This is a genomic window from Paraburkholderia sp. DHOC27 (genome assembly GCF_003429005.1).
Lineage (GTDB): Bacteria > Pseudomonadota > Gammaproteobacteria > Burkholderiales > Burkholderiaceae > Paraburkholderia.
Map to the genome: position 1 here is coordinate 725,666 of NZ_QVQV01000001.1, position 25,969 is coordinate 751,634.

At 60.2% G+C, this 25,969-nt stretch carries 21 protein-coding genes; 10 read left to right on the top strand and 11 right to left on the bottom strand.

The window, feature by feature from the left end:
- Window positions 1-119 precede the first annotated feature (119 nt).
- Together D0B32_RS03150 and D0B32_RS03155 are read right to left on the bottom strand one after the other, a co-directional pair.
- Window positions 120-350, bottom strand: coding sequence for a 4-oxalocrotonate tautomerase family protein (locus D0B32_RS03150; protein WP_117332211.1), 231 nt, complete (start codon window positions 348-350; stop codon window positions 120-122).
- Between the two features lie 112 nt (window positions 351-462).
- Window positions 463-1,173 carry an SDR family NAD(P)-dependent oxidoreductase gene (locus D0B32_RS03155; RefSeq protein WP_117332212.1) on the bottom strand — a complete coding sequence of 237 codons (711 nt, stop codon included), beginning with the start codon at window positions 1,171-1,173 and terminating at the stop codon, window positions 463-465.
- Window positions 1,174-1,573: 400 nt separating this feature from the next.
- Between D0B32_RS03155 and D0B32_RS03160 the strand changes: the two genes are divergently transcribed.
- From D0B32_RS03160 to D0B32_RS03170, 3 genes are all read left to right on the top strand, one after another.
- Entirely contained in the window at window positions 1,574-1,867 is a 294-nt protein-coding gene (locus tag D0B32_RS03160) for a DUF4148 domain-containing protein (protein ID WP_117332213.1), read from the top strand.
- Window positions 1,868-1,912: 45 nt separating this feature from the next.
- Window positions 1,913-2,587: a VOC family protein gene (locus tag D0B32_RS03165; protein ID WP_117332214.1), complete on the top strand. Its 675-nt coding sequence runs from the start codon at window positions 1,913-1,915 to the stop codon at window positions 2,585-2,587.
- 372 nt (window positions 2,588-2,959) lie between these two features.
- On the top strand, window positions 2,960-4,285 hold the full coding sequence (locus tag D0B32_RS03170; RefSeq protein WP_117332215.1) for an epoxide hydrolase family protein: 1,326 nt from the start codon (window positions 2,960-2,962) through the stop codon (window positions 4,283-4,285).
- A 52-nt stretch (window positions 4,286-4,337) separates the two neighbouring features.
- Here the strand turns inward: D0B32_RS03170 and D0B32_RS03175 are convergent, their stop codons facing one another.
- The 3 genes from D0B32_RS03175 to D0B32_RS03185 are packed head-to-tail and all read right to left on the bottom strand — an operon-like array spanning window position 4,338 to window position 8,650.
- Entirely contained in the window at window positions 4,338-5,912 is a 1,575-nt protein-coding gene (locus D0B32_RS03175; RefSeq protein WP_117332216.1) for an efflux transporter outer membrane subunit, read from the bottom strand.
- A complete protein-coding gene (locus D0B32_RS03180; protein WP_117332217.1) occupies window positions 5,909-6,985 on the bottom strand; it encodes an HlyD family secretion protein in 1,077 nt (358 codons plus the stop codon). Before D0B32_RS03180 ends, D0B32_RS03175 begins: the two co-directional genes overlap by 4 nt.
- Before the next feature lie 12 nt (window positions 6,986-6,997).
- Window positions 6,998-8,650 carry an MFS transporter gene (locus tag D0B32_RS03185; protein WP_117332218.1) on the bottom strand — a complete coding sequence of 551 codons (1,653 nt, stop codon included), beginning with the start codon at window positions 8,648-8,650 and terminating at the stop codon, window positions 6,998-7,000.
- A 436-nt stretch (window positions 8,651-9,086) separates the two neighbouring features.
- Here D0B32_RS03185 and D0B32_RS03190 point away from each other — a divergent pair, with 436 nt between their 5' ends.
- The 3 genes from D0B32_RS03190 (at window position 9,087) to ilvB (ending at window position 14,727) form a co-directional block, all read left to right on the top strand.
- Window positions 9,087-9,287, top strand: a complete 201-nt coding sequence (locus D0B32_RS03190) for a copper chaperone (RefSeq protein WP_117332219.1) — start codon at window positions 9,087-9,089, stop codon at window positions 9,285-9,287.
- Between the two features lie 343 nt (window positions 9,288-9,630).
- Window positions 9,631-12,459, top strand: a complete 2,829-nt coding sequence (locus tag D0B32_RS03195) for a 2-oxoglutarate dehydrogenase E1 component (protein WP_117332220.1) — start codon at window positions 9,631-9,633, stop codon at window positions 12,457-12,459.
- Window positions 12,460-12,861: 402 nt separating this feature from the next.
- The gene (gene ilvB / locus D0B32_RS03200) at window positions 12,862-14,727 is read left to right on the top strand and encodes a biosynthetic-type acetolactate synthase large subunit (protein WP_181969699.1); all 1,866 of its coding nucleotides are present in this window, start codon (window positions 12,862-12,864) and stop codon (window positions 14,725-14,727) included.
- Between the two features lie 86 nt (window positions 14,728-14,813).
- Here the strand turns inward: ilvB and D0B32_RS03205 are convergent, their stop codons facing one another.
- From D0B32_RS03205 to D0B32_RS03220, 4 genes are all read right to left on the bottom strand, one after another.
- Window positions 14,814-16,355, bottom strand: a complete 1,542-nt coding sequence (locus D0B32_RS03205) for an efflux transporter outer membrane subunit (protein ID WP_117332222.1) — start codon at window positions 16,353-16,355, stop codon at window positions 14,814-14,816.
- Window positions 16,352-17,425, bottom strand: coding sequence for an HlyD family secretion protein (locus tag D0B32_RS03210; RefSeq protein WP_117332223.1), 1,074 nt, complete (start codon window positions 17,423-17,425; stop codon window positions 16,352-16,354). The genes D0B32_RS03205 and D0B32_RS03210 overlap by 4 nt, the downstream gene beginning before the upstream one ends.
- 11 nt (window positions 17,426-17,436) lie before the next feature.
- On the bottom strand, window positions 17,437-19,017 hold the full coding sequence (locus D0B32_RS03215; RefSeq protein WP_117332224.1) for an MFS transporter: 1,581 nt from the start codon (window positions 19,015-19,017) through the stop codon (window positions 17,437-17,439).
- A 93-nt stretch (window positions 19,018-19,110) separates the two neighbouring features.
- Window positions 19,111-19,785, bottom strand: coding sequence for an antibiotic biosynthesis monooxygenase (locus D0B32_RS03220; RefSeq protein ID WP_117332225.1), 675 nt, complete (start codon window positions 19,783-19,785; stop codon window positions 19,111-19,113).
- 357 nt (window positions 19,786-20,142) lie between these two features.
- Between D0B32_RS03220 and D0B32_RS03225 the strand changes: the two genes are divergently transcribed.
- Window positions 20,143-21,063, top strand: coding sequence for a LysR family transcriptional regulator (locus tag D0B32_RS03225; protein WP_117332226.1), 921 nt, complete (start codon window positions 20,143-20,145; stop codon window positions 21,061-21,063).
- Here D0B32_RS03225 and mug read toward each other — a convergent pair.
- Together mug and D0B32_RS03235 are read right to left on the bottom strand one after the other, a co-directional pair.
- Window positions 21,036-21,575 (bottom strand): G/U mismatch-specific DNA glycosylase, encoded by a 540-nt coding sequence (gene mug / locus D0B32_RS03230; protein ID WP_259294863.1) that lies wholly within the window; start codon window positions 21,573-21,575, stop codon window positions 21,036-21,038. The two genes, D0B32_RS03225 and mug, sit on opposite strands and share 28 nt — an antisense overlap.
- Window positions 21,572-22,600 (bottom strand): GlxA family transcriptional regulator, encoded by a 1,029-nt coding sequence (locus tag D0B32_RS03235; protein WP_117332227.1) that lies wholly within the window; start codon window positions 22,598-22,600, stop codon window positions 21,572-21,574. The genes mug and D0B32_RS03235 overlap by 4 nt, the downstream gene beginning before the upstream one ends.
- Window positions 22,601-22,928: 328 nt before the next feature.
- Here D0B32_RS03235 and D0B32_RS03240 point away from each other — a divergent pair, with 328 nt between their 5' ends.
- The 3 genes from D0B32_RS03240 to D0B32_RS03250 all read left to right on the top strand — a co-directional run bounded on the left by D0B32_RS03240 (window position 22,929) and on the right by D0B32_RS03250 (window position 25,946).
- Window positions 22,929-23,504: an AraC family transcriptional regulator gene (locus tag D0B32_RS03240; protein ID WP_117332228.1), complete on the top strand. Its 576-nt coding sequence runs from the start codon at window positions 22,929-22,931 to the stop codon at window positions 23,502-23,504.
- Window positions 23,501-23,845 carry a helix-turn-helix transcriptional regulator gene (locus D0B32_RS03245; protein WP_259294864.1) on the top strand — a complete coding sequence of 115 codons (345 nt, stop codon included), beginning with the start codon at window positions 23,501-23,503 and terminating at the stop codon, window positions 23,843-23,845. The genes D0B32_RS03240 and D0B32_RS03245 overlap by 4 nt, the downstream gene beginning before the upstream one ends.
- Window positions 23,846-24,026: 181 nt before the next feature.
- Window positions 24,027-25,946 (top strand): methyl-accepting chemotaxis protein, encoded by a 1,920-nt coding sequence (locus tag D0B32_RS03250; RefSeq protein ID WP_181969700.1) that lies wholly within the window; start codon window positions 24,027-24,029, stop codon window positions 25,944-25,946.
- Window positions 25,947-25,969: the final 23 nt, after the last annotated feature.

Below are 25,969 nucleotides of genomic sequence, written 5' to 3' on the forward strand. Positions count from 1 at the left end.
CATCACTCTAGCAATGTTTGCGCGGCCAGCGGGCGCTTTATAACGATAGGGGTATCACCGGATTTGATAGCCAGTGAGCGGCGCGCATCCCACTTGTTGCGCCGGTATCGTGCACGAAGTTATTTCTGGGCTCGCTGCTTGCGATACTCGTCTACCGGCAGCCCGCCCCATCCCCAGTTCTCTTTATCCACTTCTTCGATGACCACGAAAGTCGCTTCGAGCGGTTTGTTTAGCACGTCGAGCAGCAAATGGCTCACGCCCTTGATGAGTTCCGCCTTCTCTTGCGCGGTGACCGAGTCGACGCCCGGCTTGGTGCCCTCACGGGTCACCTGAATCGTGACGATTGGCATGGTGCCTTCCTTGACGTTAGAGGACGGATCAGCCTCCGCATGGCGGAGGCGTCCGTTCTGATCAGTGAGTCTTTGCGGTTGCCTGCTATACAACGAGGCGGTGAAGCGAGGCTTAGTGGCCGGCGCTCTGGCCACCGTCCACGTGGAGGATTTCGCCCGTGACGAATGCGGCGGTATCCAGATAGACGATCGCGTTGACGATGTCGCTCATTTCGCCCATGCGGCCTACCGGATGCAGCGCACCGAGTGCCGCGTGCGTTTCTTCGGCGTGCATCGGCGACTTGATGATGCCGGGCGACACTGCATTGGCACGAATCCCGCGCTTGGCGTATTCAATGGCGAGCGAGCGCGTGGCTGCGTTCAGGCCGCCCTTGGTGAGCGAAGCGAGAACCGAAGGCACGCCGTCGATGGCGTGATCGACCAGCGTGGTGCTGATGCTGACGATGTGACCGCTGTTTTGCTTTTCCATCTCGGCAATGGCGAGTTGCGTGATGTGGAAGAAACCATTCAGATTCACACCGATCACCGACGCATACTCTTCCGCGGTGTACGCAGTAAAAGGCTTGGCGATAAAGATGCCGGCGTTGTTGACGAGCGTGTCGACGCGACCGAAGCGCGTGACCGCTTCCTTGATCACACGGCGGGCGGTTTCAGGATCGGCGATGTCGCCAGCCACTGCCACGAGATTGGGATCTTCCGACGGCTTGATGCTACGCGCGGTGGCAACCACACGATAGCCGAGTTGACGGAATGCCTTGACGGTTTCTGCGCCGATACCTTGCGATGCGCCTGTAACGATTGCGACCTTTTGCGACGTGCTCATGGAAAACCTCCAAATCAGTTGAGTGGGCTCTTGCGGATCGGGCCCGTGGCTCCGATAGGTCGTAAATCTAGGCTTGTTGGCGACAAGTGCAAATACCCGGCACGGACAAACACTTGTGATTCGGAGGAACAAGTTGGAGAGCATGGCGTACGCGCCGCTCGGGCGGGTCAAGAGAGTTTTGCCAAATCACGGGCTTTGTATCAACACGGCGCCCCGATACATTGGGATACAAAAATGTCCGCTCAAGACCATATAAATCGCATGCGAATGAATCGTATGCGATTGACGAGGTGGAAATTTTCAACGATGATCCGTCTCACGCATTTACATCGCATGCGATTGATCGACGAACGACACGTCGTTCCCGTATCCCACTCAAGACTGCTATTGGAGTTACATCATGAAGAAGCTTCGCCTCGTTACCGCCGCATTCGTCGCCCTCACCGCAGTGGCCGCTTTGCCGGCCACCGCATCGGCGCAGCAGACCAGCGCGGGTCTGACGCGTGCTCAGGTACGCGCCGAGCTGGTGCAACTGGAAGCCACCGGCTACAACCCTCATCACGTCACCGTGCACTATCCGGCTGACATCCAGGCGGCTGAGGCCAAAGTGCAAGCCACTGACCGCACAGCGCACGACATGGCCAGCGCGAGTAGTACAGATATCCGCCCGAGCAACACGCAAACCGGAAGCTGAACCCCATTCGTTACGCCTTGATCGACCAATTACCAGGAGTCTGAAATGAGCCATTCACCAACCCATGCCACCGCCAGCGCAACCGTTGAAACAACGCAAACGCTCGACATGAAACTCGAAGTCGTTGTGATCCCCGTCTCGAACGTGGATCGTGCAAAACAGTTTTACGCTGGACTAGGCTGGAAACTCGACGTCGACATCGCGAAGGACGATGGCTTTCGCGTGGTCCATTTCACCCCGCCCGGATCGCAAGGTTCGATTCTCTTTGGCAATGGCGTCACGACGCAGGCTCCTGGCTCGTTGCAAGGGCTGCATCTGATCGTGTCCGATGTCGAGCAGGCCCGCGCGGCGCTGGTCGCACGAGGCGTCGAAGTGAGCGAAGTGTTCCATGACGCTGGCGGCCTGTTCCATCACGCAGGCGATCAGGCACGTGTGAACGGTCCACACCCGGAGCGCCGCAGCTATGGTTCGTTCGCGTCGTTCAGCGACCCTGATGGAAACGGCTGGATGTTTCAGGAAGTGACCACGCGGCTGCCAGGACGCGTCGACGCACAGGTCACTAGCTTCACGTCAGCGCTCGAACTCGAGGGCGCATTGCGCCGCGCCGCGGCCGCACATGGCGAACACGAGAAAAAGACGGGTGAGCATGACGAAGACTGGCCGCAGTGGTACGCGGACTATATCGTCGCAGAGCAAGCAGGCACCCCGTTGCCGGTTTGATACGTTCAGTCGATAAACAATCAGGACACCATATCGCGAGCCATGAAGACACGCCGAATGTGACGATCCGTCCGGCTCACGCACCAACGCGCAGCGATTAAATCGAGTGCGATCGACTTATTCGCTGCCGACACAAGTGTTGTGCTGTCCCAGCCGTTTACCCCGCGCGTTCACGTGCGCACAATCGCTACAACTACAGCGGACTACCAACCAAGGTTGTGTCTGCGTGGCGGTAACGATGTGAGGCCTGCCGGATGCAGGTCTCTTAAGACGGCTCAATCGGACAATCGTGACAGGTCTTTCTCAGGATATGGCGTTGCTGCCGCACTCATCGCTTCATCTAACCGTACCTATTTGCTAGCAGGAATTTGTATGTCTGACGATACCCCTATCCAAACGCCGTCGCGCCGCCGCTTTATCGCCGTGGCCGCGGCAACCGCTGCAGCGGCCTCGTTGAGCCGACTCGCTTTCGCGGACACGAACCCGGCCATCACCGCAGTCACGCAAGCGGCCAGCGGTGACAAGACCGCGATTCGTCCGCTGCGCGTGCACGTACCGGAAGCGCAACTCATCGACTTGAAGCGCCGCATCAAGGCAACCCGCTGGCCCGAGCAGGAGACCGTGAGCGATGCATCGCAAGGGGTGCAACTCGCCACCATGCAAAAGCTCGCCCGTTACTGGGCCAGCAGCTATGACTGGCGCAAGGTGGAAGCACGCCTGAACGCACTGCCGCAGTTCGTGACCGAGATCGACGGGCTCGACATTCATTTCATCCACGTTCGTTCGAAAGAGCCGAATGCGTTACCGGTCATCGTCACACACGGATGGCCAGGTTCGATCATCGAGCAGCTGAAGATCATCGGCCCGCTCACCAATCCGACCGCATATGGCAATTCGGCGTCGGACGCTTTCGACATTGTGATTCCGTCGCTGCCGGGCTACGGCTTTTCGGGCAAGCCGGCTGCAACCGGCTGGGATCCTGCGCGCATCGCACGCGCCTGGGTCGTCCTGATGCAGCGTCTGGGCTACACGCGTTATGTTGCGCAAGGCGGCGACTGGGGCAATGCCATCACTGAGCAGATGGCCCTGCTGACTCCGCCGGGACTGCTCGGCATTCACACCAACATGCCGGCTACCGTGCCAGACGACATTGCACAGGCGCTTAAGCTCAACGAACCGGCACCGGCAGGTCTTGCACCGGACGAGAAACACGCGTTCGATCAACTCGACTATTTCTACAAGCATGGCCTCGGCTATGCGCTCGAAATGGCTAACCGTCCGCAGACGCTGTATGGAATCGAAGATTCACCCATTGGCCTCGCCGCGTGGATGCTCGATCACGATGCCGCCAGCCAGGCGTTGATTGCGCGTGTATTCGACGGGCAGACTGAAGGCTTGTCACGCGACGACGTGCTCGACAATGTGTCGCTGTACTGGTTCACGAACACAGCGGTGTCCTCGGCGCGCCTGTATTGGGAAAACAAACTCAACTTCTTTGCGCCCAAGCATGTCACGCTTCCGGTTGCCGTCAGCGTCTTCCCGGATGAAATTTACGCTGCGCCGCAAAGCTGGACGACCCGGGCGTATCCGAAGCTGATTCACTACAACCGTTTGCCAAAGGGTGGTCACTTTGCAGCGTGGGAACAGCCGCAAGCTTTCTCGGAAGAACTGCGTGTGAGCTTCCGTCCGCTGCGCTAGGCGCGATGCAATACGCAGGCGACGCCACCCTGGCGTGCCTGCGTTCAACGCATCAATGCAAACCATCCTGCTTTGCATAGGTCGATTCCCAGCCACCCCCCAGCACCTTGCACAGCGTGATCAGGTTGGCGGCTGCCGTAGCCTGGCTTTGTTCGAGGTCGCTCTGCGAATCGAGCAACTGCTTCTGCACGTTGAGCACGTTGAGAAAATCAACCGCACCTTGCTTATAGCGTTGCTCTGCAATTGTCAGCGCGTTTTGATTCAGACTCACCACTTTCTTCAGACGATCGCGTCGCCGTTGTTCGGCGTCATAGTCCACCAACGCATCGTCCACTTCGCGCCACGCATCGAGCACGGTGCGCTTATAGAGAATCGCTGCTTCCTGCTGCTGTGCTTCGCGCAAATGCAGCGTCCCGGTGAGGCGTCCGCCTTCGAAGATAGGGAGCGTGATGGAGGGGCCAATGACAAACTGCCCGGAGGCCCAATCGGCAAGATTCGTCAGTTGCAGGCTGGCGAAACCGGCGCTGCCGTTTAGCGAAATGCGCGGATAAAAGTCAGCCTTCGCCATGCCGATGCTCGCCGTGGCTGCATGAAGTTGTGCCTCCGCCTTGCGGATATCGGGGCGACGCTCCACCAGTTCAGACGGAACACCGATGGGCACTTGCGCAGGCAATGCCGGGACATCGTGCGGTTCATCGAGCAGCGGCTTCAGATCGCCGGGCTCTTTGGCAAGCAGCAAGCCGATCGCATTGATCGTCGTGTCGCAACGCGATTCGAGCGTGGGAATCAGGCTCTCGATGGACTCAGCCTGCGCCTGCGCGTTGTCCACGTCGAGATCGGTCGTCACGCCTTCGGTGACGCGTTTTTGCGTGAGCTTCGTCGCGTTGCGGGCAATCTCCAGATTCTGTCGTGCGATCTGCAATAGCGTTTGAGTGTCACGCAACTGAATATAGTCGCGAGCCAGTTCCGCGCGTGCCGACAACAAAACCGCGCTGCGGTCCTCGTACGACGCATCGGAGAGCGCCGTCGCGGCTTCCACGCCGCGACGGACGTGTCCCCAGATGTCGATTTCCCAGGAGGAATCGAAACCCATCTGATACAGGTTGTAAGCGGGTGAGCCCGATGAGCCCGTCTTGTTCGAAGTACTCGCCGCGCCCGGCAATGCCGCCACACCAAACGGTGTGTTGCCCGCGGCTGAAATGGTTTGCGCCGCCTGCAATGGGGCGCCTGTCGGCGCTACGCCCAGCAGTCCCAGCACGCCATTCGGACTCGCGCGTTCCCGGTAGTAGGAGCCGGCTGCGTCCAGCGTGGGGTATTCGTCCGCGCCAGCTATGCGCTGCTCGGCACGGCTTTCGCGCAACCGCGCGGACGCCGCTGCCACGTCGAGATTCGTATCAGTGAGTTGTTGTTCGAGCGCGTCGAGCGTTGGATCATTGAAAAGCGTCCACCATTGCGGACTAAATTCGGCTTCAACCGGCTTGCTCGCTGCCTGCGCTTGCTGTGTACGGTCGAAGACGTTCGGTATGCTCGAGTGCGGCGCTTCGAAATTGGGCCCGACCGTGCAACCGGTGATCGCAAGACAGGCCAGCACCTGTAGTGCCAGTTCGCGGAGTTCGCTCGTGTTCATGGCACATCTGCTCCTGCAACCCGCGTGTCGGCATGCCTGTCGATAGCGACTTTCGCCTCGACGGAGAGCCCCACACTCAACAACGACGCGGCCTGTTGTCCGGGGTTGATCGTGATCTTCACGGGCACGCGCTGAACGATCTTGGTGAAGTTGCCGGTTGCGTTGTCTGGTGCGATAGGCGCAAAACTCAAACCAGTTGCTGGCGCAAGGCTATCCACGTGACCCTGAATCACCACACCGGGGAACGTGTCCACCTTGATGCGCACGCTCTGACCGGGGCGCATATGCGTAAGCTGATTTTCCTGAAAGTTCGCCACCACGTAGGCTTCGGAAAGCGGCACGATAGCGAGCAGCGGCTCGCCCACCGTCACGTAGGCGCCCACGCGCACGGAACGTCGCCCCACTTTGCCGTCGATTGGCGCGTGAATCTCCGTATACGAAAGATTGAGTGTGGCCTGTTGAAGTTCGGCTTGCGCATGGGACAACGCGCCAGCCGCTTTGGCGCGTTCGGTGCGCAGAATCTCGAGGTTCTGCTCGATGGCCAGCAGCGCGGCGCGGTCGTGCGCCTGCTGTGCGAGTTGTTCGGCAAGTTCGCTCGACGCGTGCTGTTGCTCCTGCGTGGTGCCCGCTCCTGCCACCGAAAGGTTTTGATAGCGGGCCGCATTTTGACGGGCAAATTCAACGGCAGCTTCATCCGATTTGAGCGTGGCGCGCGCCTGATCGACCAGCGAGGGTTGCTGGGCAATCTCGGCATCGTAGTTGGACACGGAGGCTTTGCCCGCTTCCACGTCGGCCTGAGCGCTTGCCAATGCGGCGCGGAAGTCACGATCGTCGATACGCACCAGCAATTGCCCGGTCTTGACCTGCTGGTTGTCTTCGACGAGCACCTCTGAAAGCTGACCCGGTATGCGCGGCGCGACCAGCGTGAAATCGGCTACCACGTAGGCATCATTGGTGGTCTCGTTGTGGGGATCGAAAAGCAACGCCACGCAGGCCCATACCACGAGGCCGACAATGACGACGCACGCAATGAAGCCCAACGTTTTAAGCCGGGAAGAAGAAGTGGTGGACATAGGTATCGTTGCTCAACGGGACGGAGGGGGCGTAGTGCTCCACGGCGGATAAATGCGCACGGGTAAAAACGGAATCACGAGCAGGAAGACGATGGCAAAGCCGGCCATCACGAGATAGAGGTCGGCGGAGGTGAGCACTTCCGCCTGTTCATGAATGCGTCGCGCGAGTTCTTCAAAGCCGTGACTTGCTTCGATAGTCTGGCCACCGGCAAACGGGTTGTTGCCCAGATGCTGCACGAGCGGTGTGTTACCGAGGCGATCCACCAGCATGGCCGAATGAAAATGCTCGCGAGCGGTGCCGACGCCTTCGAGAATGGCGGTGGCCACCGCTGCGGAAAATGTCTTCACCGTGTTGAACATCGCGGAGGCAAACGGTCCTTCCGTGGGCGGTAGACCGGTCGTGACACCCATCAGGATTCCGATGATGACCATGGGTTGCGCGAGAATCTGCAGCGACTGAAGCCAGTAAAAGTTTTCGCGCACCCACTCGGACTCCATGAAACTTCCCATCAGGCACGTCGCAGCCATCAGACAAAGGCCGAACGCCATCACCCAGCGGTGGTCGATCCACTTGAGATTGAGAACAGCGGCGGTTAGCGGCAGCGATATCAAAAGTGGTGCGGCCACCAGCAAAAACATCGGCGAGGTCTGAAGCGGCCGGTAGTCGTGAATGTGAGCAAGAAACTGGCTAGGTATGGCGGCAATGCCCACCAGCAGAACGACGGCGCAGAAGAGCGTCATGAGTCCGTGCGTGAAGTTTCTGCGGGCCAGCAGTCTGAGCCCGAAAAAGGGCAGGGGATGAAACCACTCGTTGATCAGAAAGGCCACGAGCAACACCGTCCCCGCTGCGAACAGCACGCAGATAAAAGGGGATCTCAGCCAGTCGAGCCGGTCGGCCTGCAAAAGGGCAATCACCAGCATGGAAACGGCCGGATAGCCCAGCACGAGCCCGCGCCAGTTGAACTGGCGAAACCGTTCGAGCTTGAGCGGCTCCGAGGGAAGCCCCGCGTAGATCGCGACGCAACTCAACAGGCCAAGCGGCAGGATTTGCCAGAACGCCACTTGCCAGCCGACGTACTCGGTCCATAACGCTGCGAGCGGCGTGCCGAGCGCGGGGCCGAAGGTCGCGGTGCCCGCGTAGCCGGCGAGTCCGTATAGCTTGATTCTGGGCGGCAGGTAGCGAAGCGCGACGATGATCACCATGGGCGGCAGACAGCCACCGGAGATGCCCTGCAGGATACGCAAGACGTATAGGCTCAGCAGGTTTGGCGACAACGGGCAGAGGAATCCAAACAATAGCGTGGCCAGTACTGCGCCGATCGCAAATCGCTTCAATGTGAACGTGATGCCGAACCAGGGCGCGAATATCATCGTGGCGACATTGGCCGCCTCGAAAAGTGCGGTCACCCAGGTGCCGTCGTCGTTGCCAATGGAGAGGGCGCCGCGAATATCCATCAACGCAATGGCAGTGACGTTTTCGTTCAGGATAGCCATGAGCGAAGCGAACAGCATGCCGATCAAGCCAATAGCCAGACGAAGTGGCAATTCAGGCTCTTTGGGTGCCGGTTGCAACGGGGTTCCTGCTTCGGGTGCTGGAGCCGGTGCTGGCGTCTGCGCGAGCGTGCGATCTTCGGTTCCGTCTTTCTCTGGCTTGGCGGTATTCATGAGTGTCCGCAAGGCTACGAGTGTCGATTGGGGTAATGAACTGGGCGGTCTCTCTCGCCTGCGCAGTGCCTGGGAAAGCACGTGGCGGGCGCTTTCCCATAGTGATACGAATCAATTCAGTGAGGGATCGCCGACGCGCGATGGATTGAGTTCATATTAGAAGACGGGTCCGCTTCTTGCAGCCAACAAAGGCCGCGTATCTATCGGTTCCATTCACAAATCATCCTGTGCCGCGGCACGCATGCGAGGACGATCGCTGTACCCGGAAAGAGTCTTTTTCCATTCAGCTAATAGCCGCGACAGGGATCGAAAAGCGCGTGACGCGTTGCCGGCTGGTTTAACCGCGAGTGCGTACAATCGTAGCCACGATGCTGCTAGCAACGGATGGTGGGTAGCGGCTGCTCTAATCAGATGTGATCGACGGGAGATGTGACAAGTGAAATTCTCGATTAACAACGATATCCGCCCAGACGATGTGTCGAAGATCGAACGGGCGATGAAGAGCGTGGATGCCGACGCCAAGGTCGATGTCGACCTGGATACGAGGACGGTGAGCGTAGATTCATGGCTCATGCCGGAAGAGTTTTTTGTCGCTTTCGACGACGAGAACCTGGAAGCCAGCATTCTCGAAGCCTGAAAACGGTGGCGGCATCCGTGCCGCCACCGTTTCTATTGTGAAGCTCTCTTCACTTTAGATAATAAGGACGCCTACGGGTCTATGAGTGCTGAAAGTTTTCATTGTCATGCGAAAGAGAAAACACTGTTCCTGAAGCCGTGCAGATCCATTTCATGTCCTTGAGCATGGCCCAAATCGCGCCCCGATTGGCCCGCCATCGCGCTATCTGCGTATTCCCGTTGCTGCATCGACTATCTATTCTTTAAGTCATGAATGCGGCATGGCGCGTCGAACGCCAGCGCACCGGGAATGCTCGCGTGTGGGACCGGAATCGGACCCAACGCCAATCGAGGACAGAATCATCATGATGATGCAAAACCGCCAAAGTTCCTTCCTGTTCGGAGGGAACGCTCCCTATGTCGAGGAGCAATACGAGCTGTATCTGACCGACCCGGCATCGGTCGAAGCGGAATGGCGCGCCTACTTCGACGCCTTGCGCGAGACGCCTGCCATTGACGGCAGCGACCGCGATGACGAACCGCATGCGCCGGTCGTCTCCACCTTCCGTGAACTCACGCGGCAGCCACGTATCGCCGCAGTCGCTCGCGATGACGGACTTGCCATCGCCAGAAAGCAGGTGGCCGTGCAGTCGTTAATTGTCGCGTTTCGCATGGTCGGTACGCGTACAGCCAATCTTGACCCGCTGATGTGGTCGCCGCCACGCGCATTGGTCGAACTCACGCCTGCGTTTTATGGCTTGACGCCAGCCGATATGGCCACGCAGTTCAGCACGGCAGACACGTTCCTATTTGACGAGGATGCCACACTCCGCGAAATCGTCGCGGCGCTCGAAAAAACCTACACCGGCACGCTGGGTGCGGAGTTCATGCATCTGACCGATGCCGGCGAACGGCGTTGGTGGCAGATGCGGCTCGAGTCCACGCGTGCGAAGCCGGCATTTTCGGTCGCGGAGAAAAAGCGGATTCTCGAGCGCCTGAGCGCCGCGGAGGGTCTGGAAAAGTATCTGCACACACGTTATGTGGGGCAAAAGCGCTTCTCGCTGGAAGGTGGAGAATCGCTGATCGTGCTGCTGGACGAATTGGTGCGCTATGGCGCGACAAAGAAAATCGGCACAGTGGTGATGGGCATGGCGCACCGCGGCCGTCTGAATGTGCTGGTGAACATTGCGGGCAAACCGATTCGCGCGCTGTTCGACGAGTTCGAAGGCAAGATCGACAATCCTCTGCCCGCCGGAGATGTGAAATACCACAAGGGCTACAGCAGCGTAACGCAAACGGATGACGGGCCGGTCGAGGTGCTGCTGGCCTTCAATCCGTCGCACCTGGAAATCGTCAATCCTGTCGTGCAGGGTATGGCACGAGCAAAAGGAGACCTTGCAGGCACGGGGGACGGCCGCGATGTACTGCCCGTCGAGATTCACGGCGACGCGGCCATGTCGGGTCAGGGCGTGGTGATGGAAACCTTGAGCCTTTCCTATACGCGAGGTCATGGCACGGGCGGCACCGTTCATGTGGTCGTCAACAACCAGATCGGTTTTACCACTTCAGATCCACGCGATACACGCTCCACGTTCTACACCACCGACATCGCAAAGATGATCGAGGCGCCGGTTTTGCACGTCAATGGCGACGACCCGGAAGCGGTGGCGATGGCGGTGCAGCTTGCGCTCGACTATCGCGCGGCATTCAATCGCAGTGTCGTGATCGACCTGGTGTGCTTCCGCAAATACGGGCATCAGGAGCAGGACACGCCGGGTATCACGCAGCCGCTTATGTATCGCGCGATCGCCAATCACCCAGGAACACGGGCTTTGTACGCACAACGTCTGATCGAGGAACACGTGGTGACGGCCGCCGAGGCCGAGCGCTATGTCAGTGCAACGCGCGATGGCTTCGAGCGGGCGCGCCAGGTCGAAGCACCGGTTGCCGCTGCTACGCAGGAAATCCCATCATGGCCGCAGTTTCTCGACGACTATGCCGGACCCAGGCAATATGGTGCCGCACCAATGGCGCAGCTAAAGAATCTGGCGCAACAGATCACCACCGTTCCGGATGGGTATGAACTTCACCCGCTGGTCGGCAAGGTCATCTCCTCGCGACGGGAGATGGCGGGGGGAGAGCGTCCGCTCGATTGGGGCATGGGCGAACACCTGGCTTTCGCGTCGTTGCTGGAGGCTGGCGTCGACGTGCGCCTGAGTGGTCAGGACAGTGCGCGAGGCACATTCAGCCACCGTCACGCCGTTCTGCACAATCAGAAGCGCACGGACCGCACGGAAGGTGTGTACGTTCCGCTACATCACGTGGATAACGCGCGGGGTCGCTTTAGCGTGACCAACTCCATTCTCTCCGAGGCCGCGGTGCTGGGCTTCGAGTACGGTTATTCGACCGTCCACCAAAACGCGCTCGTGGTGTGGGAAGCGCAGTACGGTGACTTTGCGAATGGCGCGCAGGTGGTGATCGACCAGTTCATCGCAGCGGGCGCGGCCAAGTGGGGGCAACTCAGCGGACTGACGTTGTTCCTGCCGCATGGGCAGGATGGGCAAGGGCCGGAGCACGCATCGGCGCGGCTCGAACGTTATCTGCAACTGTGTGCCCAGCAGAACATGCGGGTCGTGCAACCCACCACGCCCGCGCAGATGTTCCATTTGCTACGGATGCAGGCTACTGTGTTCGAGCGTCGCCCACTTGTGGTGATGACGCCGAAGTCGCTGTTGCGTCATCCCGAAGCGGTCAGCACGTTCAACGAGCTCGCCACCGGCGCGTTTCGTGAAATTCTCGCTGACACACCGGTTGATCCGTCACGCGAGGCAAATGTCGAGCGCGTTATCGTCTCATCGGGCAAGGTCTATTTCGATCTGCTCGAACATCGTCGCACATCCGGCGCCGTGGATGTGGCGCTGATCCGCATCGAACAGTTGTATCCGTTTCCCGCGCAGCAACTGGCGGCTCAATTCGCGCGCTATCCGGATCTGAGGACAGTGATCTGGTGTCAGGAGGAATCGCAGAATCAGGGTGCGTGGAGTTTTGTCGAACCGCAGTTGCGTGAAATCGTGCCATCTTCCGCGCGGTTGCAGTATGCGGGTCCGGCAGCGTCGGCTTCGACCGCGCCCGGTTATCACGCGGCGCACACGGCAAGGCAGGCGGCGCTACTATCGAGTGCGTTCGCTGACTGATAGCGCGTAGGTAGTGCAAGGAGCACGGTGTGCGAAACCTGCGCCGTTCGGGAACGAATGAGTTGCCCGCGCGGCGTTGGCTTCGCGTGTGCATGGTCTACCAGCGTGGTTCGCTCATAGGGTCGCTCATGGCCCATAGGCCAACCATGTTGGCCCACGAAAGACCTTCTTCGCAAGCACGCACAGCGGCAATCATTGTCAGAATGAACAGAGCCATTTCTCACGATTCATCCAGATGCACATCAAAAACGTGCTGAACGCGCAGTGCCGACAACGGCGAACCCGTTAGCGCGCGCGCCCGCAAGCTGGTACGGAACATACGCTGTTCTCGAGTTGGAAGGGAAATTGTCCTTTGATTGTGGCCGCTGACATCGCCAGCGCCTATTTCCATACGAGCCAGCCATGACCCAACACCCATCCACGGCGTTAGCAGCGCTTCTTCCAGCCTCATCTAACGGCGAATTGATGTCAGGTGCCGACATCATTCTGCGCGTACTCAGCGAACAGGGCGTCGACACCGTTTTCGGCTATAGCGGCGGTGCGATTCTGCCCACCTATGACGCCGTATTTCGTTTCAACGAAATGCATGCCGCCCATCCTGAACGCCAGATCAACCTCGTGGTTCCTGCCAACGAGCAGACGGCTGGCTTCATGGCAGCGGGTTACGCACGCGCCAGCGGAAAGGTGGGCGTGTTCATGGTGACGTCTGGCCCCGGCGCCACCAACGCCGTCACACCCATTGCCGACTGCAATGGAGATTCGGTTCCAGTGGTGATGATCAGCGGACAGGTGCCCCGCGCTGCGATTGGTAGCGACGCCTTCCAGGAAGCGCCGGTTTTCAACATCATGTCGGCCTGCGCAAAACAGGTCTTTCTGGTGACCGATCCGGAAAAGCTGGAACAGACGCTGCGCACCGCATTCGAAGTTGCGCGCACGGGGCGGCCTGGTCCAGTGGTGGTGGATGTGCCGAAGGACATCCAGAACTGGACGGGGACTTACCGTGGACACGGTACGCTCGAATATCGCGGCTATTCCGACCGGCTCCGCAAGGTAGCGAAAGGTGCGCGACTCGAAGACGACAAGCGCAGCGAGTTTTTCCATTTGCTCACAGAAAGCCGGCGACCGTTGCTTTACGTGGGCGGTGGCATCATCACCGGCGGTGCGACTGCGGAGTTGCGTCAGTTTGCCGAGCGCTATCGCATTCCTGTCGTGACGTCGCTGATGGGTCTTGGCACCATTTCCGTCAAACACCCGCTCGGGGTCGGCATGCTGGGCATGCACGGCTCGGCGTGTGCGAATTACGCGGTGGAAGATTGCGACTTCCTGATTGCTGTGGGCGCGCGTTTCGACGATCGCGTCGCCGGTGGTCGTCCGCATGCTTTTGCGCCGAATGCGCGACACGTTGCCCACATCGACATCGACGAGGCGGAGATCAACAAGGTCAAGCGCGCAGACTGGGCACATATTGGCGATGCGAAAGACGCCTTGCTTTCGCTGATGCAGCACGGAAGTGAGGTCGAGGCACCAGACGCGTGGTTCGACCACGTCCAGGCGCTGAAGCGGGTTCACGGCATGAACTACGACCGCAATAGCCCGCTGATCCAGCCGCAATACGTGGTCGAGAAGCTCAGTGAAATTACCGGCGGACGCGCGATCATCACCACAGGTGTGGGGCAGCATCAAATGTGGGCCGCGCAATTCTTCGATTTTGTCGAGCCGCGTAGTTTCTTGACCTCGGGCAGCATGGGTACGATGGGCTTTGGATTACCGGCGGCCATTGGCGCGCAGATGGGACGGCCGGATGCGCTCGTGATCGACATTGACGGTGACGGCAGTATCCGCATGAACATCGGCGACCTGGAGACGGCCACCACATATGGCGCGCCCGTCAAGGTGCTGCTGCTCAACAATGTGGGTGACGGCATGATCCGCCAGTGGCAGCGCCTCTTCTACGACGGACGTCTGATGGTGAGCGACAAGTCCTTGCATCGCAAGGATTTCGTCATGGCGGCAAAGGCCGATGGTTTCGAATTTGCGCAGCGTGTGGATACGCGTAGTGAAGTCGAGGAAAAACTGCGCGCGTTCGTGGCATTCGACGGGCCCGCTTTCCTCGAAGTCATGATCGACTACAACGCAGACGTGTTTCCGATGGTCGGACCAGGCCAAAGCTATGCGGGCATGATCACCGGGCCGTTCATTCCGTCGCGCTCGGAGCGCGATGAAGAGGCTAAAGGACCAGGCCAACAGACGCCAGCGGATATGTTCTAGTCATTCGGGCGCAACGAATCCTCATACGTCAATGAGGCGAGCCAACCTCGATCGCATGCGAAGGGGTTGGCTCTGATGATGCAGTTTTAGCGCATCACCGCAGCATCCGCGTAAGTGGATTCCCAACCGCCGCCCAGCGCCTTGCAAAGCGTGATGAGATTGGCCGCTGCCGCAGCCTCGCTTTGTTCGAGATGGCTTTGACCTTCGAGCAATTGCTTCTGCACGTTGAGCACTTCCAGATAATCCACGGCACCGGCCTTGTAGCGCTGCTGAGCGACCGCCAGTGCGCGTTGATTCAACGCGACCACGGCGGTCAGCTTGTCGCGACGCAATTGCTCGGCGTTGTACACGACCAATGCGTCGTCCACCTCGCGCCATGCGTCCAGCACCGTATGTTGATAGACGATCGCGGCTTCCTGCTGCTGTGCTTCACGCAGATGCAGCGTTCCCTTCAGACGTCCGCCCTCGAAGATCGGCAACGTAATGGATGGACCCACCACGAATTGTCCTGACGCCCAGTTGGCGAGATTCGAAAGCTGCAGGCTCTGGAAACCGGCACTGCCGTTTAGCGAAATGCGCGGATAGAAATCGGCTTTCGCCATACCGATCGAAGCCGTGGCGGCATGCAGATTCGCTTCCGCTTTGCGGATATCGGGCCGGCGTTGCACCAGCTCCGATGGAAAGCCGATAGGCACCTCGGCCGGCAACGCCGGCACGTCGTGCGCCTCACCGAGCATGGGTTCGAGCGCGCCCGGTGGCTCGTCGAGCAATACGCCGATCGCGTTGATGGTAGTTTCGCTCTGCGATTCGAGCGTTGGAATCAAACTCTCGATGGACGCCGCTTGCGCCGAGGCGTTCGCGACATCGAGATCCGTGGTGACACCTTCGTGCATCCGCACCTGAGTGAGCTTCGTCGTATTGCGGGCAATCTCGAGGTTTCGCTTCGCAATCACGAGCAACGATTGGGTGTCGCGTAACGAGATGTAGTCGCGTGCGAGTTCGGCGCGCGCAGACAGCAGAACGCCGTTGCGATCTTCGTAAGATGCGTCCGCCAGTGCAGACGCGGCTTCGACGCCGCGGCGGACACCGCCCCAGATATCCACCTCCCATGACGCGTCGAAGCCAACCTGATAGAGGTTATAGGCCGGCGAACCGCGGGGTCCCGGCAATGCCGCAGCGCCAAGCGGATTACTCCCCGACGCGGATTGCAGTGGCGTGCCGGTCGGCGCTACGCCCAGCAAACCCAGAATGCCGTTCGGGCTGGCGCGTTCACGGTTATACGAGGCAGCGCTGTCGAGGGTGGGATATTCCTCTGCCCCCGCTACCCGCTGTTCCGCCCGGCTTTGGCGCAGACGCGCGGAGGCGGCGGCGACATCGAGGTTCGCGCTGGCGAGTTTTTGTTCCAGCGCGTTTAACGTCGGATCGTTGAACAGGGTCCACCAATCCGGGTTAAAGCCGGACTCGACTGCCTTGCTCGCAGCCTGTGCCGCCTGAGTACGCTCGAACACCTGCGGCGGCGCAGACGAGGTGGGGCGTTTGAAATCGGGGCCAACGGTGCAGCCCGTTATCGCGAGGCACGCCAGGATCTCCAGGGCTAATGCAGCGAAGGGGAAATCTTTGGCATTCATTTGCCGTCTCCTTCCGTCAACGATTCGGTTTGCCTGGCAATAAAAACTTCCGCTTCGACGGACAATCCCACGCTCAATGCAGCGGCGGCTTCCTGGCCGCGATCAATCGTGATCTTGACCGGCACGCGCTGGACCACCTTCGTAAAGTTACCCGTGGCGTTGTCCGGGGCGATGGGCGCGAAGCTCACACCAGTTGCCGGCGCCAGGCTATCGACATGGCCGTGAATCACCACGCCGGGCAGGCTATCCACCTTGATGCGGACCGCTTCTCCGGGCCGCATGCTGGCAAGCTGGTTTTCCTGGAAGTTGGCGACGACATACGCATCGGCGAGCGGCACGATGGCGAGAAGCGGTTCACCGGGCGTCACGAATGCGCCGACCCTCGCCGAGCGCCGGCCCACCTTGCCGTCTACAGGCGCGTGAATCTCCGTATAGGACAGATTCAGCTTCGCCTGTTCGTAAGCGGCTTGAGTGCGTGCCAGCGCACCCGACGCCTTGTCGCGTTGAGTCTGCAAGACGAGGAGGTTCTGCTCGGTGGTGGTCAGCGCCGCTTCGTCGTGAGCACGTTGCGCAAGCTGCTCCGCGAGCGTGCTGGCGGCGTGTTGTTGCTCCTGCGTCGTTCCCGCGCCGGCAGCAGAAAGATTCTGGTAGCGCGCAGCATTGGCACGCGCAAACGCGATGGCCGCGTCATCCGCGCCAAGGGTGGCGCGCGCCTGTGCGACAAGCGAAGGCTGCCGCGCCATTTCCGCATCGAAGTTCGCGACGGCGGCTTTGGCGGTGAACACGTCGGCCTCTGCGCTCGCCAAGGCGGCCAGGTAGTCGCGATCGTCGATACGCATCAGCAGTTGCCCGGCTTTGACCGACTGGTTGTCCTCGACGAACACGTCTGCTATCTGACCGGCAACACGCGGTGCCACCAGCGTGAAATCGGCCTCAACGTAGGCATCATTGGTGGATTCGGTATTCGATCCTCCAATGAGTTGTGAGCAGGCCCATACAGCCACGCCGACGACCACGACCAGCGCGGCAACGCGAACGATGTTGAGAGGAGATCGAGCAACGGATGACATGAGTACGACCCTTAGTGGGAAGAGGGAGGTGTCGTGCACCACGGCGGATAGATGCGCACGGGTAGCACGAGCACGAGGAAAAGCAGGGCAATCGCTACGCCTGCCATCACGCAATAAAGATCCGCGGTAGTCAAAACCAGCGCCTGGATATGGATGCGATGGGTGAGCTCGCCCAGACCCTGCGCCGTGTCGATGCTCTGCCTCGTGACAAGCGCGTGATTGCCGAGATGATCCACGAGCATGTTGGAGTGAAGCCGTTCGCGAGCGGTCCCCAGTCCTTCGATGAGCGCAGTGGCCAGCGCGGCAGAGAACGTCTTGAGCGAGTTGAACATCGCCGATGCAAACGGACCGTCGGTAGGCGGTAAGCCGGTCGTCACGCCCATCAGGATGGCGAGGATCACCATTGGTTGTGCGACGATCTGGATGGACTGGAGCCAGTAGAAGTTGTCACGGATCCACTCGGACGTGACGAAGCTGCCCAGCAGACAGGTGCTCGTCATCAGGCACAGGCCAATGGCCATGACCCAGCGGTGATCGACGCGTCGCAGGTTTAGCGCGGCCGCGGTGAGCGGCAGAACCACAAGCAGCGGAAGCGCCACCAGCAGCGACAACGGTGCGGTTTGCAGCGGCCGGTAGCCGTGCACCTTCGCAAGGAACTGGCCGGGTATCGCGGCCACGCCGACCAGCAGAATGACGGCACCCGCGAGCGTGGCGAGTCCGTGCGTGAAGTTTCTACGCGACAGCATTTGCAGCTTGAAAAACGGCAGCGGGTGAAACCACTCGTTGACGAAGAAGCACACCAGCAACAGGCCGCCGCCAAAAAACATGACGCGAATGAATTCAGAATCGAGCCAATCGAGACGATCGCCTTGCAGGAGACCGATCACTAGCATGGCCACGGCTGGCAACCCCGTGAGAAATCCGCTCCAGTTAAAGGCCTTGAGCCGTTCGAGCTTGAGTGCGTCGGCAGGTAATCCCCATTGAATAGCAACGCAGCAGACCATGCCGAGCGGCACGATCTGCCAGAACGCCATTTGCCAGCCCACGTACTCGGTCCACAACGCAGCGAGCGGTGTGCCGAGCGCCGGACCGAACGTCGCGGTGAGGGCGTAGCCGGCCAGACCATACAGTTTGATTTTGGGTGGCAGATAACGCAGCGCGACGATGATCAGCATGGGCGGCAGGCAGCCCCCCGCCATGCCTTGCAGAACCCGCAGCATATAGAGCGAAACGAGGTTTGGCGCGAGCGGACACAGGATGCCGAAAAACAGAGTAGCGATCACGGCGGCGATGGTGAAGCGCTTGAGCGTGAACGTGATGCCGAACCACGGCGCGAACACCATCGTGGCGACATTGGCCGCCTCGAAAAGCGCGGTTAGCCACGTGCCGTCGTCGTGTCCGATCGAAAGTGCACCTTGAATGTCCGCCAGAGCCTGCGCGGTGACCTGTTCATTCAGAATCGCCAGCAGGGACGCCAGCAGCATGCCGACGAGGCCGGTGGCGAGGCGCAGCGTCAACTGCGCTTGCGCCGGCTTCGGTTGCGTAGGCACTTGTGTCTCGAACGGTGCGGATGTTGCACTCCCCGTATGCATGCAAGTCCTGTTGTTGTATTGATGACGATAGGATGCCTAACTAGCTTGAAAGGCGGGCTGTTTCATGAACCAGTTCGCCCTCAAACCCGCGTTTCAGGCCTTGGCTTCTGCCGCTTTGAAAAATTGCGGCGCTTCGCGGCGATCGAACATGCCGTACTCGCGGACGATGCGCACGTTGCGCTGACGCGTGCTATCTGCGTGCTCCGCCGCGCGCAGATACGCTTCTGCAGCGGCGTGGTCTTGCCACGTCAACACTGCGATTACGTCGCCCGGTGCCATCAACGCGTCGAATACGTCCCACGAAACGAGCCCCACTGCGCTGGTATCCACGCCGAGTGCTTTCGCCACGTTTTGCGCGCCCGTTTCCTTGACCCACTCGGGCGCGAATCTGCCGTCGTGCAGCGTGACGGCTGTGCCTTGTCCCACTTCGGTCACATCGAGGCGTTGCTCGCGCAATACCTGTCCCTCAGGAAGCTGGTTGTCGCTGACCACCTGGCCGATGCGCAGTCGATAGTCGGCAAATACGCGGTCACGCGCGGCCTGCATGATCTTGTGATGCGTTTCCTGGCTGCGCCAGCGGATGAGCGCCTTCTCGTCGCGCCAACTGGATAGCGAAAGCAGCCACCCCTCGCGCGTCAAGCTAGCGTAACGGTTGTTGTCGATAAACCCGTCGATCTTTTCGAGTTCGGGCCGCAGCATTTTGGCCATGCCGAGATAGGCATCGAACTGGGCGGGAATGGGATTCACTTCGAGCATTGCGGAAAACATGGACACCTCTTTCGACGGTTGGCCACGAGCCGTGGCAATGAGCTAATTGTCCGGGATACCCCTAATGCTTCGGAGCCCAAGCTAGTGAGAAATCAGGCCAATGAGTGGTCGATTTTTGCCAACTGGTCATGAACGCGGCCATAACCTTCGTCAACGGAAAAAGTCTTTTGCGGGCCGCTAAGGCAAAATCCATCTGAACTGGGCGACCACGGCAAGCGAGCTTGCGTTCACGGAAACGATTCGGCGCGGGACATTTAGTGTCATCCATGGGCCATTGCGCGGCGGCGATCATCTGAAGGCCGATTGCAGCGCATAGAATCGGGCCGTGTAGACGCGGTAATCAGAGCAGGAAGTGGAATGGACAAATTGCGTGAGATGGAGGTGTTCGTCGCCATCGTCGACCGGGGCAGCTTTACGGGTGCATCCGACAAACTGGGTATGTCACCCGCGGCGGTGTCGCGCGCGGTGAATTCGCTCGAAACGCGCCTCGGCGCCGAACTGCTGGCGCGGACCACGCGCACGGTTCGTCCAACGGATGCGGGTTTGAGCTACCTCGAAGTGTGCCGTCAGGTGCTGGACACCATCACGGATGCGGAAGCCAACCTCGCAGCGGATCAACTCAACCCGGTGGGCACATTGACCGTGTCTGCGCCGGTCCTGTTCGGGCAGCGCTACGTTGCACCGCTCATCAACGCTTTTGCGCTGCGCTATCCGGATGTGACCGTCAACGCGGTGTACGCGGACCGGAACACACGGCTGCTGGAGGAAGGTGTCGATATCGCGATCCGCTTCGGTCATCTGGGCGACTCATCCACGTTCGCCATACCGTTGGGCGTGGTGCGGCGCAAAACCTACGCATCGCCTGCGTACCTTGCCGCGCATGGTGAGCCGCAACATCCGCGAGATTTGACTGATCACCAATGCGTGTCCTTCACGGGCGTCTCGCTGCCGCTCGAGTGGGTATTCAATGATGGCGGTTCGAGGTTGCCCGTGAGACTGCGGCCACGCATGATCGTCGATCTCGGTTCCGCTGCCGTGCTTGCCGCGACGGATGGCGTGGGCATCATTCAGTTGCTGTCGTATCAGGCCGCCGCTGAAGTAGCGGCGGGTTTGCTGCAACCGATCCTGACCGCGTACGAGCCCGAACCGATTCCGATGAACCTGCTGCATGTGGAGCGGCGCAGCGGCAGCGGCAAGATTCGCGCATTCACAGAATTCGTCACGGAGACGCTACGCAACAACGAGCACCTTCAGGGCGAGGCAATGACGGCGGTGTGAACTTCCCGGTAAGCGGTGACGAGCGCATCGAGGGTGAAGGACCGGTTGAGTCCGCTAGGGTTGGGGACGACCCACGCGCATGCGCCGGCAAACGGCTCGGCTTGCCGGCCCCATTCGATCGTGCGCGTGCCAGAGAGTGCGGCGAACGCCATTTTCCCGAGGAACACGACGTGCCGTGGCGCGAAGTGCTCGATCTTGCGTCGAAACTCATCGCCTGCCTGTTCGATCTCCGCTCTCGTCAGTTCGGCAGCCTGCGCCGTGGCTCGCGGCACGACCGTGGTGAGGCCGCAACCGTATCGAAGCAACGTATGACCGTCTTCGGGACGAATCTGTTCGGGCGTAAAGCCGGCCAGATGCATGACGCGCCAGAAGCGATTGTTTCGTCCTTCGAAGTGATAGCCGCTCGACGCCGCACGCATGCCAGGATTGATGCCGCAAAATACCATTGTCAAACCAGGTTCGAGCAAATCAGGCAGCGTGGGAAGCGCGGGCTGGGCGTCAAGTTCAGTCACAGCGCGGACACTCCTTGAAGCGCAACCGGCCGTGTCGCGACCTTCTCCACGCGCGGCGGCGCTTCGATCCGCTCACCGCGAAAGCGTTGCCGATATTGCTTCGGTGTGACCTCGAGGCGGCGGGAAAACGTGGTGCGCATGTGGGTCGCGCTGCGAAAGCCGCATTTGTACGCTACGGTTTTCAATGGCGCGTCGGTTTCTTCGAGCAGCTTCCTCGCAGTATCCACGCGAACCTGTTCGACGAACACGGACGGCGTCACCTTCGCGTACTTTGCAAAGAGCCGCGAGAAGGTGCGGCGGCTGACCGAGACGGCAGCCGCCAGTTGTTCGATCGACAACGCGTCGGCGATATGTTCGGTCACGTACTGATGCACTTTGCCGATGATCGGATCTTCATCGCGTCCCGTGCCCATATACGGGCTGTACTGCGACTGGCCGCCTTCGCGCTGGATATAAACCACCAGACGTTTGGCGACGCGTACCGCGAGTTCGTGTCCCCAGTCTTCCGCGACGAGTGACAGGCACAGATCGATGCCGGCCGTTACGCCCGCCGAAGTGAACAGGCTGCCGTCGCGCACGAAGATTTTGTCGGGCTGCACACTGGCGCGCGGAAACTCTTCAGCAAGGCGCTTCGCGTCGGCCCAGTGCGTGGTCACGTCTTTTCCATCGAGTAAACCTGCATGCGCCAGCACGAACGCACCGTTGCACACCGAGCCGAAGCGCGGCGCGCCACGCGCCTGGTCTTGCAGCCACGTCAGAAAGGCACTGGACGGGTGAGCATCCGGCAATTGCGGGCCGCCTGCCACCAGCAGCAGGTCCCATTGCGTGTCGAGATCCGCGAAGCCGAATGGCACCGATAACTGCATGCCGTTCGAACAGGTCACGGTGCCGGCCGTGGGGCCGATGAGCGTGACCTTGTAGTGCTGCTGCTCGGGAAGCAACGTATTGGCTTCGGCGAACACGTCGAGGGGGCCTGCAACATCGAGCGCCTGCACACCATCGAATATAACAATGGCGACTTTCATGCCGTGACCTTCGTGTGAGTAAGCCCGTTGCTGTTTCCGGCGACCCGGCTGGCTTCGCCCCAACGACAACGGAGCAAGCCTGCAAATCTGTGTTCACGGGCGGTATCGCAGCTTACCGTAAGCGTTCGGAAACAGGGACACACTAGGCGGTAATTGTCTTTTGCGTCTGTGTAATCAAAGCACGCGTTTGCGCCGGTGGCCTGAATCACGCATCGAATGGCCTGGCACGACGGCATCCTCATGTTCCCTCGTCTGTATCGGCTGATTAGACTGGCCTGCACGCATACGGCTAAAGCTGCCTTTTTTACTACTCATGGAGTGACCGCGCATGCATGTGGCGATGATGCTGTACACAGGCTTCCGGCTGCTCGAAGTAACGGGCCCAATGGATGTCTTTCACGCAGCAAACCGTTTGAGCGGTGACACCTGGTACGAGCAGCATCTTGTCGGACCGTCGCCGGGGCCGGTGTTGTGCTCGAACGGCGTAGCGGTGGGGACGACGGATTGTCTGCTGGACATGCATACGTCCTTCGATATCGTCGTCGTGCCGGGTTCACCCGTGTCGGGTACGGAGCGTGAGAACGGTGAACTGGTGGACTGGCTCAGTCAAACGGGACCGACCGTGCGGCGGCTTGCATCGGTCTCCAATGGCGCATTTCTGATTGCGCGTGCCGGGCTCGCCGACCATCGTGCGTTGACGACGCATTGGCGCGACGCACAGCGTCTGTCCGACGAGTACCCGCACGCGCACGTCAAACGTGGCCATCGCTTTATGAAAGACGGCAATCTGTATTCGTCCTGCGGTTTCAGCGACGGAGTGGCGGTGGCCCTCGCGCTCGTCAAGGAAGATCTGGGTGAAGAACTCGCCGAGCGCGTCACGCAGTCGTTGTCGAGGATGTCGTGACTCGCAGCCCCGATACCTTGAATTCCCCGGCGTTGAATTCCCCAGCCGACGAAAACCGGATTCACAAGGCACTCGCCAATCCGTTTCGGCGTGAGGTGTTGAAGTGGTTGAAGACGCCGAAACAGTACTTCGACCGCAACCATATTGATCTCGCCTACGGCGTGCCTGCCAATGCGATCCACGCGCGCAGCGGGCTTTCTCAATCCACGGTGTCTGCGCACGTGGCCGTGATGGTGGAAGCAGGGCTGCTCATTTCCACGCGGGTTGGTCAGTGGGCCTTTCTGGCGCGCAACGAAGCCGTGATTCGCGCCTTTGCGGCGCAGATCAGGTTGCATCTGTAGCCGCAGCCGCGTCGCTCTATCACCGCCTCCGCATGTCGCGCCTGCGAGGAACGATGCAATTGTGAGAATTGACTCGCCTAAAAAACACGGACAGGGTGCCGTAATACACGGCTAGCAATGCCATTGCTTGCGCCTGGTACGGGCGATGCATTCCCCGTTCAAGTGCAAGTATCAATACCTCATGAATAGAGCCGTGCGCGTGAACCTACAATCCATTGCAGTCAAGCTAAGTGTTATTTTTGGCGCAGCGCTCGCAACCACCATTCTCGCCATTACCGTCTTTGCGACGCTCAACGTGCGTCGCGAGGCGGTGGACAGCTTCAACGACGCGAGCAATGGACAGATTCGCCAGATCGACGCGAGTCTGCGGGACACCTTCAAACGCATCCACGACAACGTCACCTATCTGGCGGACACACCCGTGGTTCAATCGGCGAATGAGTCGGTGGCGAACTATCTGACGCACGGCGGCCAGATGACGCCCGATACCAACGGCGGCGTTGAAACAGACATCTTCCACGAGTTGCAGCGTTTCGGCGACAGTCATCCGGATCTGCAATACGTATACGTCGGCACCAAATGGGGCGGCTACGTGCAGTGGCCCAAGGGCAAATTTACGAGCGATCACTACGATCCGCGCGAACGCCCGTGGTTCACGCAGGGCATGCAGGCCGCAGGCGAGGTGCGCCGCACCGCTGCGTATGCCAACTCGGGTGGCGACAAGAACGTCATCATCAGTTTCGTGCGAACCGTGCAGGATGCGCAGGGCAAACCGCTTGGCGTGCTGGGGATGGATATTTCACTGGATGGCTTTGCGAAAACCATCCAGCAGGTGCGCTTTGGCGAGACTGGCTATTTGATGGTGGTCGAAGACAGCGGCACGGTGCTGGTCGATCCGCGCGAAGCCGCGCACAACTTCAAGCCGCTCAAGGAGCTCGGCGAAGGCTATAGCCAACTTGCGGATCTCGGCGACGGCACGCATGCGGTCGATATAGACGGTCAACGCTACGACAGCGTGATCTACACATCGCCGCAACTCGGCTGGAAATACATCGGCTTGATTCCGCACGCGGAAATGATGGCGTCGGCCAACCGCCTCAGCGCAATTCTGGTCGCGGGCGGCCTGCTGGTGCTCGTCGCAGCGCTGGCGTTGACCACGGCGCTCGGCCGGCGCCTGACTGCACCGCTGCGGCAGGTGTCGAACGGCATGCAGGATATTGCTTCCGGCGACGGCGATCTGACGCAACGTCTGCCGGTTACGAGCCAGGATGAAGTGGGTGTGCTGGCCGCGCAGTTCAACGCCTTCGTCGAAAAGCTCAACCATGTCCTGCTGGATGTGCGTGCCAACAGCGAAACATTGCGCGTCGCCACCGGCGAGATTTCGGCGGGCAATGCCGACCTGTCGGCGCGTACCGAGCAACAGGCTGCCGCACTCGAAGAAACGGCGGCGAGCATGGAAGAGCTGACGGCGGCGGTCAAGCAGAACGCCGAAAGCGCACGCCAGGCCAGTTCGCTCGCGGCAAATGCCTCGGATGTGGCGCGCCGTAGCAACGACGTGGTGGAACGCGTCGTGGATACGATGAGCGACATCAGCCTAAGCTCGAACCGCATCGCGGACATCACCGGCATCATCGAAGGCATCGCCTTTCAGACCAACATTCTCGCGCTCAACGCAGCGGTCGAATCGGCGCGTGCGGGTGAGCATGGCCGCGGCTTTGCCGTGGTGGCGAGCGAGGTGCGCAGTCTCGCGCAACGTTCGTCGACCGCAGCAAAGGAAATCAAGGAACTGATCGGCGCATCGGTGGGCAAGATCCAGCAGGGCTCGGTGCTTGCCACCGAAGCAGGGCGCACCATGTCCGAAGTGACGGATGCGGTCGACCAGGTGACGACCATCATGGGCGAGATCGCCGCCGCGTCCGACGAACAAAGCCGTGGCATCGCCCAGGTGAATCTGGCGATCACGCAAATGGACGACGTCACCCAGCAAAACGCCGCGCTGGTCGAAGAAGCCGCGGCGGCGTCGCGTTCACTGGAAGATCAGGGGCGGCAACTCAACGAGATCGTCGCCGGTTTCCGCCTGCGTGGGCCTAACGAAGCGTGATTTTCAAACACTAACGCGCTGAT

Coding starts and splice junctions, on each gene's coding strand:
- D0B32_RS03150 (WP_117332211.1), bottom strand. CDS start 350: ATGCCAATCGTCACGATTCAGGTGACCCGTGAGGGCACCAAGCCGGGC.
- D0B32_RS03155 (WP_117332212.1), bottom strand. CDS start 1,173: ATGAGCACGTCGCAAAAGGTCGCAATCGTTACAGGCGCATCGCAAGGT.
- D0B32_RS03160 (WP_117332213.1), top strand. CDS start 1,574: ATGAAGAAGCTTCGCCTCGTTACCGCCGCATTCGTCGCCCTCACCGCA.
- D0B32_RS03165 (WP_117332214.1), top strand. CDS start 1,913: ATGAGCCATTCACCAACCCATGCCACCGCCAGCGCAACCGTTGAAACA.
- D0B32_RS03170 (WP_117332215.1), top strand. CDS start 2,960: ATGTCTGACGATACCCCTATCCAAACGCCGTCGCGCCGCCGCTTTATC.
- D0B32_RS03175 (WP_117332216.1), bottom strand. CDS start 5,912: ATGAACACGAGCGAACTCCGCGAACTGGCACTACAGGTGCTGGCCTGT.
- D0B32_RS03180 (WP_117332217.1), bottom strand. CDS start 6,985: ATGTCCACCACTTCTTCTTCCCGGCTTAAAACGTTGGGCTTCATTGCG.
- D0B32_RS03185 (WP_117332218.1), bottom strand. CDS start 8,650: ATGAATACCGCCAAGCCAGAGAAAGACGGAACCGAAGATCGCACGCTC.
- D0B32_RS03195 (WP_117332220.1), top strand. CDS start 9,631: ATGATGATGCAAAACCGCCAAAGTTCCTTCCTGTTCGGAGGGAACGCT.
- ilvB (WP_181969699.1), top strand. CDS start 12,862: ATGACCCAACACCCATCCACGGCGTTAGCAGCGCTTCTTCCAGCCTCA.
- D0B32_RS03205 (WP_117332222.1), bottom strand. CDS start 16,355: ATGAATGCCAAAGATTTCCCCTTCGCTGCATTAGCCCTGGAGATCCTG.
- D0B32_RS03210 (WP_117332223.1), bottom strand. CDS start 17,425: ATGTCATCCGTTGCTCGATCTCCTCTCAACATCGTTCGCGTTGCCGCG.
- D0B32_RS03215 (WP_117332224.1), bottom strand. CDS start 19,017: ATGCATACGGGGAGTGCAACATCCGCACCGTTCGAGACACAAGTGCCT.
- D0B32_RS03220 (WP_117332225.1), bottom strand. CDS start 19,785: ATGTTTTCCGCAATGCTCGAAGTGAATCCCATTCCCGCCCAGTTCGAT.
- D0B32_RS03225 (WP_117332226.1), top strand. CDS start 20,143: ATGGACAAATTGCGTGAGATGGAGGTGTTCGTCGCCATCGTCGACCGG.
- D0B32_RS03235 (WP_117332227.1), bottom strand. CDS start 22,600: ATGAAAGTCGCCATTGTTATATTCGATGGTGTGCAGGCGCTCGATGTT.
- D0B32_RS03240 (WP_117332228.1), top strand. CDS start 22,929: ATGCATGTGGCGATGATGCTGTACACAGGCTTCCGGCTGCTCGAAGTA.
- D0B32_RS03250 (WP_181969700.1), top strand. CDS start 24,027: ATGAATAGAGCCGTGCGCGTGAACCTACAATCCATTGCAGTCAAGCTA.